The 14,449-nt window shown below is 49.6% G+C and carries 12 protein-coding genes and 1 pseudogene; 7 read left to right on the top strand and 6 right to left on the bottom strand.

Annotation, left to right across the window (positions count from 1 at the left end; translation table 11 throughout):
• A complete protein-coding gene (locus tag EA26_RS13275; RefSeq protein WP_039428315.1) occupies nt 1-906 on the bottom strand; it encodes a LysR family transcriptional regulator in 906 nt (301 codons plus the stop codon).
• 112 nt (nt 907-1,018) lie between these two features.
• On the opposite strand from EA26_RS13275, the gene yjjG reads away from it, so the two are divergent.
• Nucleotides 1,019-1,693 (top strand): pyrimidine 5'-nucleotidase, encoded by a 675-nt coding sequence (yjjG, locus tag EA26_RS13270; protein WP_039428312.1) that lies wholly within the window; start codon nt 1,019-1,021, stop codon nt 1,691-1,693.
• Here the strand turns inward: yjjG and EA26_RS13265 are convergent.
• Together EA26_RS13265 and EA26_RS13260 are read right to left on the bottom strand one after the other, a co-directional pair.
• A complete protein-coding gene (locus tag EA26_RS13265; protein ID WP_039428309.1) occupies nt 1,690-2,391 on the bottom strand; it encodes a lipoate--protein ligase family protein in 702 nt (233 codons plus the stop codon). The genes yjjG and EA26_RS13265 overlap by 4 nt on opposite strands.
• Before the next feature lie 71 nt (nt 2,392-2,462).
• The gene (locus EA26_RS13260) at nt 2,463-3,617 is read right to left on the bottom strand and encodes an aminotransferase-like domain-containing protein (protein ID WP_039428307.1); all 1,155 of its coding nucleotides are present in this window, start codon (nt 3,615-3,617) and stop codon (nt 2,463-2,465) included.
• Nucleotides 3,618-3,749: 132 nt separating this feature from the next.
• Here EA26_RS13260 and EA26_RS13255 point away from each other — a divergent pair, with 132 nt between their 5' ends.
• The 3 genes and pseudogenes from EA26_RS13255 to phnR all read left to right on the top strand — a co-directional run bounded on the left by EA26_RS13255 (nt 3,750) and on the right by phnR (nt 5,525).
• The gene (locus EA26_RS13255) at nt 3,750-4,619 is read left to right on the top strand and encodes an AraC family transcriptional regulator (protein ID WP_039428305.1); all 870 of its coding nucleotides are present in this window, start codon (nt 3,750-3,752) and stop codon (nt 4,617-4,619) included.
• A 35-nt stretch (nt 4,620-4,654) separates the two neighbouring features.
• Nucleotides 4,655-4,771, top strand: a pseudogene (locus tag EA26_RS22600) (ABC transporter permease); the annotation flags it as partial.
• Between the two features lie 31 nt (nt 4,772-4,802).
• The gene (gene phnR / locus EA26_RS13250) at nt 4,803-5,525 is read left to right on the top strand and encodes a phosphonate utilization transcriptional regulator PhnR (protein WP_039428303.1); all 723 of its coding nucleotides are present in this window, start codon (nt 4,803-4,805) and stop codon (nt 5,523-5,525) included.
• A gap of 197 nt (nt 5,526-5,722) precedes the next feature.
• Here phnR and EA26_RS13245 read toward each other — a convergent pair whose 3' ends face one another.
• From EA26_RS13245 to EA26_RS13235, 3 genes are all read right to left on the bottom strand, one after another.
• Nucleotides 5,723-6,274, bottom strand: a complete 552-nt coding sequence (locus EA26_RS13245; protein WP_039428300.1) for an outer membrane beta-barrel protein — start codon at nt 6,272-6,274, stop codon at nt 5,723-5,725.
• A 349-nt stretch (nt 6,275-6,623) separates the two neighbouring features.
• Complete coding sequence (locus EA26_RS13240) at nt 6,624-8,108, bottom strand: peptide MFS transporter (RefSeq protein WP_039428298.1); 1,485 nt, start codon at nt 8,106-8,108, stop codon at nt 6,624-6,626.
• A 299-nt stretch (nt 8,109-8,407) separates the two neighbouring features.
• Nucleotides 8,408-9,778, bottom strand: a complete 1,371-nt coding sequence (locus tag EA26_RS13235) for an L-serine ammonia-lyase (RefSeq protein WP_039428295.1) — start codon at nt 9,776-9,778, stop codon at nt 8,408-8,410.
• Between the two features lie 175 nt (nt 9,779-9,953).
• Here EA26_RS13235 and EA26_RS13230 point away from each other — a divergent pair, with 175 nt between their 5' ends.
• The 3 genes from EA26_RS13230 to EA26_RS13220 all read left to right on the top strand — a co-directional run bounded on the left by EA26_RS13230 (nt 9,954) and on the right by EA26_RS13220 (nt 14,294).
• A complete protein-coding gene (locus EA26_RS13230; protein ID WP_039428293.1) occupies nt 9,954-10,820 on the top strand; it encodes a YdcF family protein in 867 nt (288 codons plus the stop codon).
• Nucleotides 10,821-10,977: 157 nt separating this feature from the next.
• Nucleotides 10,978-11,910 carry an exopolyphosphatase gene (locus tag EA26_RS13225; protein WP_039428291.1) on the top strand — a complete coding sequence of 311 codons (933 nt, stop codon included), beginning with the start codon at nt 10,978-10,980 and terminating at the stop codon, nt 11,908-11,910.
• Nucleotides 11,911-12,113: 203 nt separating this feature from the next.
• Complete coding sequence (locus tag EA26_RS13220; protein WP_039428288.1) at nt 12,114-14,294, top strand: TonB-dependent receptor domain-containing protein; 2,181 nt, start codon at nt 12,114-12,116, stop codon at nt 14,292-14,294.
• Nucleotides 14,295-14,449: the final 155 nt, after the last annotated feature.

The raw sequence follows: 14,449 nt of genomic DNA, 5'->3' as shown, positions 1-14,449 counted from the left end.
CTAATCCCAGTACGGCGTATCGCTGCCAAGTTTCTCGCTGAGAAAGTCAATAAACATTCTTACTTTCAAGGGCATATGTTTACGCTGCGGGTAGACAGCGTAGAGAAAATGTTCTGGTAAACGATACTCTGGCATAAGATTGACCAACGCCCCGGAGCGCAGCTCCTTGCCAATAATGAAGGTAGGCATCTGCGCCACGCCAATGCCTGCGATGAGGGCGCGGCGAATGGCCTCGCTGTTATTGACGATGAAATTGCCTCTTGGTAGCACCTTAAATTCTTGCTCTTGGTGGAGAAATAGCCACTCATTGCCGCCGCGAAAATAACTGTAGCGCAGACAGTTGTGATCCGCGAGATCAGCCGGTTTTTGCGGCGCACCCATCTTCGCGACGTAACTCGGTGATGCGCATAAAACGGTGCGACATGGCGCAAGGCGTTTGGCAATCAGGTTGGAATCGGGCAAGTGGCCGATACGGATGCCGAGATCAAAACCGCCCTCCACCAGATCAACCATTTTGTCTTCCAGTTGCAGATCGATTTCCACTTCAGGATAGCGGCCAAGAAATTCGCTGATCAGCGGCGCGACATGCAAGACGCCAAACGTCATCGGCGCGGTGATTTTCAAGCGACCTTGCGGAGAACCATGCAGCTCAGAAACGGCGTCGACTCCACGTTTGGCAAGGCTCAGTGCTTGCGATGCATAGTCGTAGTAGCGTTGCCCTGCTTCGGTCAGGCTCAGCTTGCGGGTGGTGCGGTTGAGTAAGCGAATACCCAAGCCATCTTCCAGATGACTGATGCGTTTACTCACCGCCGATTTGGTCAGGTTGAGCTGTTTCGCTGCTTGCGAAAAACTGCCGCAGTCGACCACAGTGACGAACACGGGCAGATCGGCAAATTGATTGATCATAAGTAAAATTGTTGAGCAGATGGATACAATGTTTTTCTATTGAGAGAGATTATATTCATATTAAAAACAATCTAAACTACCCCGGTAATAAAACGCAGTAGTGGACACAGAAATGAAATACGATTGGATATGGTTTGACGCCGATGAAACCCTTTTTCACTTTGACGCTTTCAAAGGCATGCAGTTGATGTTTGCCCGTAAAGGGGTGGATTTTACCGAGCAAGATTTTCACCACTATCAAAAAGTCAACAAGCCGCTGTGGGTCGACTATCAAGACGGCAAAATCACCGCCGATGAGATCAAACATCGCCGCTTTAAGGAGTGGGCCGAGAAACTCAACACCACCACGCAGGAACTCAATAGTGCGTTTCTTGAAGCCATGGCCGATATTTGTACCTTGTTGCCTGGGGTCAAGGAGCTGATGGAAGCGCTGCACGGTAAAGTCAAAATGGGCATCATCACCAATGGTTTTACCGAGTTGCAGGCGATTCGTCTCAAGCGCACCGGCATGGCGGGGTATTTTGACAAGGTGGTGATCTCCGAGCAGGTGGGCGTGGCAAAACCGGATCTGGCGATTTTTGATCACGCGCTACAAGTGGCTGGGCAGCCGTGTAAAAGCAAGATTTTGATGGTTGGGGACAACTTGCATTCCGACATCCTCGGCGGTATGAATTTCGGCATCGAGACCTGTTGGTTGAACCATCAAGGCAACCCGGCCGATGAACGTATTGCGCCGAGCTATACAGTCAGTTCCATGGCTGAACTGCATGCCATTTTGCTCGCTTAAGCGTAACGCAGAAAACAGTCCGCTAAGGTTTGCATCAGGCTCTCGATAGAGGGCCTTTTTTGCAGATGAGAAAAGAGTGGCGTGTGAACGTCGGCTTTTATCTCTACGTCACGCTGGCTGAGCCGATTACACAGTTGTACTGGCTGTACAATTCGCGCCATATCGGCATCAATCAAAATGCACGCTTGCGCCAGTATCACTTGCCCGCCCTCTTTTTTCAGCAGCACTCGCTGTGCGGTGCCAACCACTTTTTGTCCGCCTATGTTGAGGTTGTAATCGCCATCGCAGTAGGAACCCGGCGTGGCGTGGACATCGACCTCTAAGCCATAGTGGCGAAAGAAGTGGCGTAAGATGTCACACAGTTTTAAGTACGCACTGCGGATGTCATAGGCTTGATCGTGCGGCCAATGATAGAGGTGCGAAAGGTTAATGATGCCGGGCACTTGTGGCACTGGTGCGCCACCGGTTTTTCTGGCCGTCAGTTGCCAGCCCAGTTGGGCCAGCTCTCGGTGTAACTGCTCGCTTTGTGGCCACTTGTTCCCCGCTGGCAAGACAAGCGTTGGCTGTTTGACCTGCCACAGCAGCAGCGCTTGCTCTAGTTCACCCGTTTGCACTTGTTTGATCAACGCCGCCTCGCGTTGGAAAAGCTCGTCAGCCTCGATGCTGAGATAGCGGATGAGTTTGTTTTTAGCTGCCACAGGTCACCTTTTAGCGCGTATAAAAAACCGCCCGAAGGCGGTTCATGTCACTGTATTTTAATGGGATTGACTTAAACCAAGGCCAGTTTAAGCCCTTCGGCCAATCGGGTCACGGCTTCTTTCAACTGCTCTGGGGTCGCGTTAGTAAAGTTGAGACGCAGCGCGGCAGGTGCAGCTTGTCCGGCCGGGTAGAAAACAGGGCTAGGCACTACGGCCACACCATTGCTAAGCAGCGCCTTAGCCAATGCGAAGGTATCGCATGGTGGCAAAGTGACCCAGACAAACATACCGCCATCGACGGGCTTAAGTTGGCAGTTTGCTGGGAGCTGCTCTTGTAGCGCTTGCGCGAGCACTTGATAGCGAGCGTGGTACAGGGTGCGGATTTTTTGCATATGTTCAGGGAACTGCTCATGCTGCAATAAGCCAAGCAGCAGAGCTTGCATTGGTACGCTGGAGTGCAGATCCGCGCCTTGTTTGACTTTGATAAGTGGTTCTAAATAGCTGGTTTTGCCAGTGACAATACCGATACGCAGACCCGGAGAGGCAATCTTGGAGAAAGAACGCAGCACGATAGAATCTTGCGGGCAGAAGTCCGATACCAGCGGCAGAGCTTCCCCTTGGAAGCGTAGCTCGCGATACGGCGCATCCTCAATAAAGGCGACTTTATGCTCAATGCACAGCTTAGCCACTTGCTGACGTGTCTCGAGCGACCAGCAGACCCCCGTTGGGTTGTGGAAATCTGGTACTGCGTAAAACATCTTCGGCGCGTGTTGTTTGAAACAGGCTGCCAACTCATCGAGGTTTGGCCCGTGTTCGTTTTGCGACACGGTGACGATGTTCGCGCTCACTAAGCCAAAGACTTGCATCGCGCCGAGGTAGCTTGGCGCCTCCATCACCACGCTGTCACCCGGATTGATGTAAGCACGCGCGATCAGATCCAACCCTTGCTGCGAGCCTGTGCACGCCATCGCCATGTGTGTCTCTGGCAGCGCCATGTATGTTTTGAGAAAGCGCAGCAAAGGTGCATAACCCGCCGTTGCGCCATACTGGAACACTTCAGGCATCTCAGACAATTGTTCCAAGGTCGGCTTCATTAGCTCAATTGGAAAAGTCTGCTCGTCTGGCAAACCGCCAGCAAGAGAGATCACACTAGGGTCGCTGGCAGCGGCGAGGATTTCGCGAATATAGGAAGATTGAATCTGTTGTAATGAGCGAGCGATTTCCATGGGTTTTCCTGTCTGTGCTTTGATTTTGTTATTCGACTGATAGTACATCCGGTTGTATTTTATAGTTTGTCCATTTATGCTGTTGAATATGTCCATTTATGCTATTTTCGTTAGCAAGGCCGCTTTTTCGTCATGAGTAAACAGCACATTTCGCGCATCAATGATGTGCTTTACTACATTCATCAAGACATTAGCCGTGAGCTGTCTGCTCGCGAGTTGGCTGAAATCGCTGCGTATTCGGAGCAACATTTTCATCGTGTGTTTAAACAGGTGGTGGGGGAGTCGATTCACCAATATATTCGCCGCACTCGCATGGAATATGCCGCTAATCAATTGATGTTTGATACGCGCTCATCGGTGCTGGATATCGCCAATAAGTGCGGGTTTACGTCGCTTTCCTCTTTCAGCCGCGCATTTAGAGCCACTTTTCACATGGCTCCGGGGGAGTGGAGAGGTCATGACCCGCATGTGTCGGACAAACCCTATCTCAAAGATCCAGAAGTAGCGGCGGGCTACCATCGGGTAGCGAAACGCAGTTTGCCTGAGCCGAAAATTGTAGAGGTGCCGCAAAGATTGGCTGCGTATGTGCGCCATGTCGGCTATAACCGTTCAATCAAGAAGTCGTGGCTAATTTTAAAAGCGTGGGCGAGCGCGGAAGGGCGCCCTTTTGTGGCGCAATTTGGCTTGCATCACTCCAATCCAGCTTGGGTCGAACTGGATAAATGTCGCTATGTTGCCTGTATCGGCATCGACAAACCGCTGAAATATCGAGGTATCGTCAACCAAATGGTCATTCCTGGCGGGCTGCATGCGGTCTTTCGTTTGCACGGTGTGTATGGGGAGTTGCTACCGCAAATCAGTCAAGTATTGGAAAAATGGCTGCCAGACTCGGGCTTTAAACTGCGTTCAACTCCGGCCTACGTGCACTATCACCGCAACCATTTTGTCGATGAAAACGAAGCGTTTGAACTCGATTTCTATCTGCCAATCAGCTTTTTCTAAGCCACGTCACCGCAGTACAAACGGTTTTTCAATATGAACTGCCCGTCTTTTTGCCAGCACTGCTCGATATCGCTAGCTATTTGTTTGTTAATGCATTAGCCACCACTTCTGCGGTAGTATTCTTCTACTTAGCCAACACCGTTCCCGCCTCTGGTAGCCATGGCGAAAAAATAAGGACACGCAGTGCAATACGTAAAAATTAAAGATGCCATCGTAGAGCAGATTGAAGCGGGCATGTTGTCACCTCGGCAGAAACTGCCCGCAGAGCGTAAACTGGCGGAATCGTTTGACACCACGCGCGTGACTCTGCGCGAGGCGCTGGGCCTGCTTGAAGCGGAAGGGCGCATCTACCGCGAAGATCGCCGAGGCTGGTTTATCTCACCTGCGCCGCTGCGTTATGATCCGACGCAAGCGCTCAATTTTACTAATATGGCTTTGGCGCAAAATCGTCAACCGAAAACCGAACTTCTGCTGGCAAAAGCCATCTTGGCCAATAAAGTGGCCTCACGTCTGCTGAATTTACAGCCGTTCTCCGATGTTTATCGTGTTGATCGTGTGCGTTATCTTGAAGATCGCCCAGTGGCGTACGTGACTAACTATGTGCGCCCAGAGCGCTTTCCTAGTCTTTTGGATTTCGATTTGTCGCAATCGCTGACGGACATTTACCGCGATCACTTTGGTGTGGTGTATCAGCAAACTCGTTACCGCATTACCACCAGCAGTCTATTAGGTGATGTGGTTCAAGCGCTGCGCGCTACATCGGGTACGCCAGCGATGGTGGTTGAACGAGTCAACTACAGCCAGCAAGGCGAGTTGATTGATTGCCATATTGAGTATTGGCGCCATGATGCATTGTGTATTGAATCGTTAACACAACTGTCTCATCATAAACCTAAGGCGGGTTAGCAAGGCTCCTATTTGGGAGCCTTTTGTTTAAGGAGAGTGAAGGGATTTTTACCTGAGGAGCGGTACTGATCCTACTGGGATTTCTTCTCTCGCTTGGTTTGGGCTAACCGTTAAATGGCCAGATAGCTCTCGTTGGGGGAAGATGGAGAGCTACCTAGCCTATCTCTTAACCACGCTGATCTCTGAATGATAAGAGGTTAAAAGCGCACTTGAGCGCCAACCATCACTCCGCCAGAAGAAAAGTCGCTGTTTTTGGCGTAGTTGTATTCGAGGTTTAAACCGAAGTGTTTGTAAGCCCAAGCGACACCCGCCGCCGCTTCACCACCAAGGCTTGATTCTTTATACTCTTTGCTCTGACCACTGGTTTCCACTGTGTAGCTGAGTGTGTAGTAAGTGAGGCCGCCTTTTCCGTAGAGCTCAAAACCGGCTCCCAGTGGGTAACTGGCGTAACCACTCACTCTCTCTCCGCCATAGCTGACATCTTTCACTTTGCTGAGTGGGCTTATCAGCGTGGAACCAATGCCATTAAACGCCCCTTTTAAACCAGGCTCGATGCCAAAGTACTCATTGAACATATAGCGGTAGTAGATATCGCCAAGAAACATATCGCCATCTTGGTCGCCAACTTTGGTGCTATAGCTAACGTCACCATAGCCCAAACTACCACCAATCACGTGCTTGTTGGGCGCAGCGTGCGCTACTAAGGAAAAGAGAGACAGCAAACCAGCGAAAGCGTATTTATAAGACATAAGATCTCCGAATTCTCGAATAATTTAATTATGCAGCGTATGTTGGCTCCACGTCGTTGTGTTGCTATCTAGCATGACTGCCGATTGTCCTTTTCGAATGACTTGATGATGAAAGCCATGTTTCGCCTGTACGGTTTAAAGCATAAGCGTAAATTTCGAACGCTGTTCATTTTCTTATTTTATGAGAAAAAACACGGAGGTTTTGTATGGATTTGTAAGGAGCGGAGCATAGAACAGAGCGAGTTTCGATTTTTAACTAACAGTTCAAATAGTTAATAGTGAAATGGTTACTTGTGAAAAAGTAAAAAGCCCGCGGAGCGGGCTAGGTGTTAATAGAGGTAAGGACAGATCAGCTGTGCGCTTCCAGTTCAATACTTTCTGCAGGGGTTTGCTTAGCCTCTGCTGCTTGCAACATTTTGCGAATCACCAGAGACGCGCCAAGTGCCACACCAACCATCACGACGGCCAATACGGTGAGCAACTGGAAGTAGTCTCCATACACAGTGTGCACAATTTCTTGGGTGATGGCTTGGCCTTTCTCCAGCGCTATTGAGGTGGAGAACACCGCACCAACAATACCGCTTAGCGCAATCGCCACCGAAAAGAGACTGACCGAGAAGTTTTCGATCTGTTTCGGCGCAACCGAAAGGATAAAGGCGACCACCATTGAACCGACAATCACTTCAGCAAAAGCTTGGAAGAAGTGAATGGCTAGGAAAATTTCAGGGCGGATCAGCACATCTTCACCGACAGTGGTCACTGCCAAAGTTAGAATGCCAAAGGCAATCGCGGTGAGAATAAACGAGAAGCCGACTTTGGTGGCGGTAGAGAAGTTGATGTTGCGTTTTTCAAGGCTAGAGAAAAACAGTGCGATCACGGGACCTGCCACCATACACCAAAGTGGGTTCATCGCCATAGCTGCTTCTGGTGCAACCGGAATAAAACCAAACAGATCGCCGCGCATGGTGTTGATCGCCACCATGTTCATCGAGGTCATCATTTGGCCGTAGTAGACAAAGAAGCAGGTGGTGAGGAAGGTGATGATTAAGATGGTCCCCATCTTCAGTGCATCGCTCTTATCCGATTTCAGCATCAGTGATATGAAATAGACGATTGCTGCGGCGCCGATGGCGTAAACGATGTTCTGTCCTATCGCCATGTTGGAGAACATGAAGAACACTAAGCCGATCATGCCGGCAGATAAGGCGAGAAAAGCTGCCCAGTGTTTGCTGCTGACGGGTTGCTGGTCGATTTCCGCGGCTACATCACGCAGCCCTTTATGCATCACCACTAAAGTGATTACGGCAGAAGCGGCCAACACCGCTGAGAGCATAAAGCTGCCGTTAAAGCCAACGACCAACACAAACATCGGGAACAGGTATTGACCGAGGAAGGCACCAATGTTGTTGACCGAGTAGTTCACTGGGTAGCCGTTTTCAAAGTCTTCCTGAGAGTTAAAAGTGCGCTTGTATAAACTGGGATAGGAAGGAGACATCAAACCGCGTGAATAGCTCGCTAAAGCGATACCACTGAGTGCCATCGGTACATTTTGCGTTGTGGCGCCAAGCACCAACAAAGTGTAGCCACTGGCGAAGCCGAAATAAGCGATAGTCAGAGCCCGATAAGCACCGAGGAACTTGTCGGCAATGAAGCCGCCCGCAATGGCAAACAGCGGCCCGATGGCGGAAAAAGCACCGACCACCATCATGGTGTCCGCTTCGCTGTAATTTAGCTCTTCGAGAAAAAATCGGGTCAGGATGACCATCACGCCGTAGAAGGATAAGCCAAACATCATTTGGCAGAACATCATGGATTTATTTAGTTTATTCCACATAATTAATTGCTCATATTTGATTTATAGGCAGTGTTTATAACTGCTTTTATTTTACTTAACTGGTTAGTAATATTTTGAAACAATTGTCGCAGAAAAAATACGCCTTTCACTACATTTTCTAATGCGAAACGATTGCTTTGCTAATGCGTTGTTCTAGATCAAAAGTTCACAGTGATGAGAGATTGAGTGAACTAATCGCTGGTTAAACTCAAATCAGTTGAACGTGTGAAATTTGACGAATGAGCAAGAAAAAGGGCAGAAATTCTGCCCTTTAGTGGTGTGAAGTGCGTCGATAAAAACTATTCGCATGGTGGCGCCATGTGGATTAACGCCAATCCACCGAGTGAAGTCTCCCGATACTTTTTGTTCATGTCTTTGCCGGTTTGATACATGGTATCAATAACTTTATCTAATGATATTAGGCATTTGCTGGTGCGTTTTAAGGCCATGCGTGAGGCGTTGATCGCCTTCATCGCGCCCATAGCATTACGTTCGATACAGGGTACTTGCACTAAACCACCTATCGGATCGCAGGTCATGCCGAGTGAGTGTTCCATGGCGATTTCCGCGGCAATGCAGATTTGCTCGTTACTGCCACCGCGCAGCGCGGTTAACCCGGCCGCAGCCATCGAAGAAGAGACGCCGATTTCGCCTTGGCAGCCGACTTCTGCTCCAGAGATGGAAGCGTTAGTTTTGTACAAGATGCCAATGGCGCCAGAAACGGCGAGAAAATCTTTGAGCTGTTTTGTATCTAACTCTTTGATGAATTTATGGTAATACATCAGAACAGCAGGAATAACGCCAGCCGCGCCATTGGTCGGGGAGGTCACCACTTGGCCACCCGCCGCATTCTCTTCGCTGACCGCAAAGGCAAACAAGTTGATCCAGTCCATGATTTCCATCGGGTCATTTTCAATCGCGGCATTGGCTTCAAGCTTTTTCAGCAGGTTAGGGGCGCGGCGCGTGACGTTCAATCCCCCTTCCAAAATGCCTTCGGTGTCAAAGCCGCGTTTCATGCACAAACTCATCACCTTCCAGATCTGCTCTGCTTTGGCATCAATGGTGGCCATATCATGGAACGCTTGTTCATTGCGTAGGATCATTCCGCCGAGGCTCAGGCCATTTTTTTCCGCCAGTTCGAGCATTTCCTCTGCATTTTTGAACGGAAAATCGACAGCGACACCTTGTTCTTTCTTGCCATTGAGGAGTTCATCGGCGGTGGCAATAAACCCGCCGCCAATCGAATAGTAAGTCTCGAAGGCAATCCGCTCACCCTGCGAGTCAAAGGCACTGATGGTCATGCCATTTTCGTGTAACGGCAGGTTGTCGCGATGAAACAGAATGTCGCTGGCAAAATGGAAGGTGATAAAACGTTCACCGCTGAGTGAAAGCTGCCCCTCATTAATCGCTTGATGCAGCGCGAGGTTAGCACTGGTCATGCGAATGGTGTCTGGCCGATTGCCCAGCAAACCAAGAATCACCGCTCTGTCGGTGTGGTGGCCGCGGCCCGTCAATGATAGCGAACCGTAGAGATCCACCTGAACGCGATGAACTTTGGCAAGATCCTCGCCCAACAATTGGGTAAACTGATACCCGGCAATCATAGGGCCATTAGTGTGAGAACTTGAAGGCCCGACGCCGATTTTGAAGATATCGAAAATTGACAGCATGATTAACGTCCTATTGACAGTGCTCAAGATGGATTAGTGTGATTCACCAACACCACCACAGTTTTAATGTTGTTATTTTGTTAATGGCTTGTTGTGTGGTGAAAGTAGCGCCAAAAAGGCGAAAAGTACAGCAGCTCGTGCAGCGCAAATGAAAAAATCCAGAGCCAGAGAAAAGATGAACGCAAACCACGTGGTGATAGTCCTCGGTAAGAGACTGTTTGCTAACCAATTAACCGAAGAAGGGCGCAGTCGCGTCGAGGCAATAGTGGCCGCGCTGAGCGAAGGTGCGCTGGATAAACAGTGCCTGATCGCTTTTTGTGGTGGCATGACCCAAGGGCAAACTCGCTCAGAAGCGAGCGCGATGCTTGAGCACTTCACTCTTCTTTGCCAGCAACAAGGGTTGGTCGTTGCGCCTGAGCGAATTCTTTTAGAAGAGCAATCAACCAGTACGGTAGAAAATATTCTGCAAGTCTCGCGGGTGCTGATCGAAAGCGGTGTTTGTCAGCGGGGTAGTCAGTTGAACGTGACGTTTGTCTCGAACGATTACCACTTGCAGCGCATCTTTGAGATCCAGCAATCGATGGACGAACAAGGTCTGCTGCGCGTTTTGCGAGAGCGCTGCGCGGCGCTTGGCGCTGAATTAGCCATCAGCTATCGCTTGCAAGATCATCTGAGTGTGCCGTATCCGCATCATGGCCCGCAGGCGGAGCTGTTTTTGTTGATCGACGAATTAACGCCCTATCGGGTCTATTTGGAAGGGGTGGCACGTGGCGTTTTCCAGCGGCCGCTTGCCGAGGTAAGAGCGCTACCACTGCAAAGCGCGACGCGTGCTTTGACGCGGATTGGGGCGATTATTGCCCAGCGCGCCGAGTACGCTGCGCTAAACTTTGACTTTGCGCGTTTGCAGGGCTGGATTGGTGATACACCACCTGAGGCAAATATTGAGTCGGTAAAAGCAATTGCTCGCGTGTTCAACCAACAGCTTATCTCGCTCAACCGCCAGCTCGATCCGGAACAAACCTCAATCTTTTGCCTCAATTAAGTGAGAGGTTTGTTAGTTATCAAGGGCTCGACTATCCTTACCTTAGTTTCAAAGTGGCGAAGTTCTTATTTTTGTCATTGATATTTACCGGGTTATTGCGCCGCTTTTCTCTCTCCGGTTATCGTATGGCAATCCATCATTGGCAAAGGAAATGTAAATGTCACAACAAAAATTCCGACTGGTAACGCGCAGTGATTTCGACGGTTTGGTTTGCGCTGTGTTGCTCAAGCAGCAAGATTTGATCGATGAGATAAAGTTCGTGCACCCGAAAGACATGCAAGACGGGCTGATTGACATTACGGCAAACGACATTGTGACCAACTTGCCTTACGTCGCGGAAGCGCACTTGGTGTTTGACCATCACTTATCCGAGACGATTCGTAACCGTGGCGAGCGCGCAAACCACATCATCGACCCTAATGCGCCTTCGGCGGCGCGAGTGGTATGGGATTACTACGGCGGTACATCGGTTTTCCCGCATGAGTGGTTGGAAATGATGGAGGCGGTGGATAAGGGCGACTCTGCGCAGTTTTCCCGCGATGAAGTGCTTGATTCCCAAGGGTGGAACTTACTTAACTTTTTGATGGACGCGCGCACCGGATTAGGCCGTTTTCGCGAATTTCGCATCTCAAACTACAACTTGATGATGGATCTGATCGAGTACTGCAAACATCACACCATAGAGCAGATTCTGGAGCTGCCGGACGTCAAAGAGCGTATTGATCTCTATCGTGAGCATGAAGTGATGTTTAAAGAGCAGATCCAGCGCTGCGCCACGGTGTATGACAATTTGGTACTGCTCGATTTGACCGGTGAAGAGACCATTTACGCCGGCAACCGTTTCATCATTTACGCTCTGTTTCCGCAATGTAACATTTCAATCCACAAGATGTGGGGCTTTCAAAAGCAGAACATCGTGTTTGCCACGGGTAAGTCGATTTTTGATCGCAGCTCGAAAACCAACATTGGCGCATTGATGCTCAACTATGGCGGAGGTGGCCACCACGCTGCGGGAACCTGCCAAATTAAAGTGGAAGACGCCGAGCGTGTCCAAGCGGAGTTGATCGCTCAGATCAATCGAGACGGATAGAGCAAGAACACTAGGAATCGAGAACTCCAACCGCGTTTTGGTGGTCAAAGCCAAAGTCGGTGACTATTCTCGGTCCCTCTCCTTTTCAAGTTAAACAGATATACTTGTCTTTAATTTAAATGATAATAAATATCAATTCTATTTGTAAAATAAGGTAAGATTCATATAATCAGTCGCTTCGATAATAACGATAAGCGGTTGCTATGAAACCTCATTTTCCAATTTCTTGTAAAGTAAGCCTAATCTCTTTAGCGGTATTCCACAGTCTCGTTCTGCATGCCAGTGAACAAACTGATGAATCAGTGGAAGTACTTGGGGTGCGTTACGCCAAACCCATCACCGTCGCCAAGCCGGCAGAAACCATCGTCGATTCTGATCAGATTGAAGAGCAGCAGTACGCAAACTTTGCTGAGCTAGTTGGCTCGGTACCCGGTGCGACGCTGGATGGTGGAGCGCGTTCTGGTGGCGAACGGATCAACATTCGCGGTTTTAGCGATCCAAGTGACATCGCTGTTTACGTTGACGGCGCACCGATCGGTTTTCAGCAGTATCGCTATGGCACCTTTTTCTTTGACCCATTCTTGATCGGAGAAACCGAAGTCATCAAAGGGGCACATGATTACCAAGCGTTGAACGGCAAATTTGGCGGCGTGATCCGCATCAAAACCAAAACGGTTGATGATCTTCTAGAGGTTGGGCAAAACTTGGGCGCGCGCGTTTCCACCGGTTACAACACCAATGGTAATGAGAGTAGCCAAACCTTAAGCTTTTACGGGCGCAGTGACACAGGGTTTTACTTCTTAGCCAATGGTTCACTCAAAGATTCGCAAGATGTGCAAGTCGGCGGCGGCGAAACAGTCGATTACTCGGCGTTTGTGCAAGATAACTTGCTGTTGAAAGTCGGTTATCTAAGCAATCATCACCAGTTGAACGTGATCACCACACGTTATCGTGATGAAGGACGCAAGCCTTGGGCGAACCGCCGTGGAAAAATGCCGGATATCTCCGACTACAACATCAAAAAATATGGTTCGCTTGAAGCGGCGCAGTACGCCAATACGGCATACAACACTTATCAAGACAACACCACCACCTTGTCTTATCGCTACATGCCCTCCAGTCCGTACCTCGATCTTACCTTGACTGCGGCGCGTTCCAAAAACGAACGGCACTGGGTTCGCCCGGATATCGCTTTTGAAAAAATGTTTGTGTCGGTTGGCAATTACGGGCACGAATCATGGCTCAGTTACCAACGTGACTACGTCGATTTGTCCAACCGCGCGAGTTTTCGTGACCACGATCTGGTGATGGGGCTGCAATACGAAAAAACCGATCGTCAGTCGCTGGTGTACAACGAGTCGTACAAAAGCAAAGCGGAGAAGAACTACGGTTGGTATACGCCCTATTTTGAACCGTCGGGCGAGCAATCGATTTATGCCGTGTATGTGGCGGATCACTATCGCCTGAGTGATGCGCTGCAGATTATTCCGTCACTGCGCTACGAGTACATCGAAAGCCAAGGGAAAGGCAACGCGGCGCCCGATTACAATGACCCTGATGCAGGGCATAATTATAGCAAAACCACACATAAGGGCTTTAGTCCACGTTTAGACATCAACTACCAGGCGAGCCCAAGTACGCTGCTCAATTTCTCTTACGCGTACGCACTTAAAGCGCCTACGATTGACGATCTCTATTCGGTGCAGTTTGCCAAGGCCAGCGCTCCCGCCTCAGCGCAAGATTTAGACGTGTCGCGCGTGCATGCTTATCAGGGCAGTGTCATTCAGATTGATGAGGATTTATTTGGCGACAACAGTGCACTGGCCACAGAGCTGACGATTTTTTTCAACGACATCAGCAACAATGTTGGCAACCGACAGGGAGACAACTTAGCGAAAGAGAGTAAAGCGCTGCAAAGTTGGAATACCAATCTCGATGGTTACAAAATTTATGGTTTTGAGCTGATTTCGCAACTTCGTTGGCACGATTTCTATTCCGATTTCTCCGCCAGTTATGCTCGCGGCAAAAACAAAGGCAGCTTGAAAGATTCGACGGGAGCCGATGAGGATCTCCCAAACGTACCACCGCTTAACATCAACCTCGGTCTTGGTTATGAGTGGATGGAAGGGTTACGCACCGGCTGGAAGGTACGTTGGTACGATGTTCAAAACAAAACCGAACCGGGCAATATGCTGTCAAATCTGCCGAGCGATCAATACACGCTGCAAGACGCTTATCTTAACTGGGACGTCAAACAAGTACCGGGGCTGCGCACCGGAGTTGTAGTGAAGAATCTTACGGATCGCTACTACGAACCCTATTTGATGAACGGGGTGCCAGCGCTCGGACGAGAAATCAAGCTGCACCTTAGCTACAAATATTAGCAGCAACAAATGCTTACGGTGTCGCCAAGAGCGCAGGCCGTGAGCAAAACGGTTGGTCCCCATCGCGATTAGCTTAGTGCGGTTCCTTCTTTTTGCTCTGTGATCAAGGTTGATTACAGAGCGATTTTTGCTAGTATCCCTGCCACTGTTTACCC

The organism is Vibrio navarrensis (genome assembly GCF_000764325.1).
GTDB lineage: Bacteria > Pseudomonadota > Gammaproteobacteria > Enterobacterales > Vibrionaceae > Vibrio > Vibrio navarrensis.
The sequence above is the reverse complement of the archived record's forward strand: the minus strand, read 5'-3'. Positions and strand labels throughout refer to the sequence as shown.

Coding starts and splice junctions, on each gene's coding strand:
- EA26_RS13275 (WP_039428315.1), bottom strand. CDS start 906: ATGATCAATCAATTTGCCGATCTGCCCGTGTTCGTCACTGTGGTCGAC.
- yjjG (WP_039428312.1), top strand. CDS start 1,019: ATGAAATACGATTGGATATGGTTTGACGCCGATGAAACCCTTTTTCAC.
- EA26_RS13260 (WP_039428307.1), bottom strand. CDS start 3,617: ATGGAAATCGCTCGCTCATTACAACAGATTCAATCTTCCTATATTCGC.
- EA26_RS13255 (WP_039428305.1), top strand. CDS start 3,750: ATGAGTAAACAGCACATTTCGCGCATCAATGATGTGCTTTACTACATT.
- EA26_RS13245 (WP_039428300.1), bottom strand. CDS start 6,274: ATGTCTTATAAATACGCTTTCGCTGGTTTGCTGTCTCTCTTTTCCTTA.
- EA26_RS13240 (WP_039428298.1), bottom strand. CDS start 8,108: ATGTGGAATAAACTAAATAAATCCATGATGTTCTGCCAAATGATGTTT.
- EA26_RS13235 (WP_039428295.1), bottom strand. CDS start 9,778: ATGCTGTCAATTTTCGATATCTTCAAAATCGGCGTCGGGCCTTCAAGT.
- EA26_RS13230 (WP_039428293.1), top strand. CDS start 9,954: ATGAACGCAAACCACGTGGTGATAGTCCTCGGTAAGAGACTGTTTGCT.
- EA26_RS13225 (WP_039428291.1), top strand. CDS start 10,978: ATGTCACAACAAAAATTCCGACTGGTAACGCGCAGTGATTTCGACGGT.
- EA26_RS13220 (WP_039428288.1), top strand. CDS start 12,114: ATGAAACCTCATTTTCCAATTTCTTGTAAAGTAAGCCTAATCTCTTTA.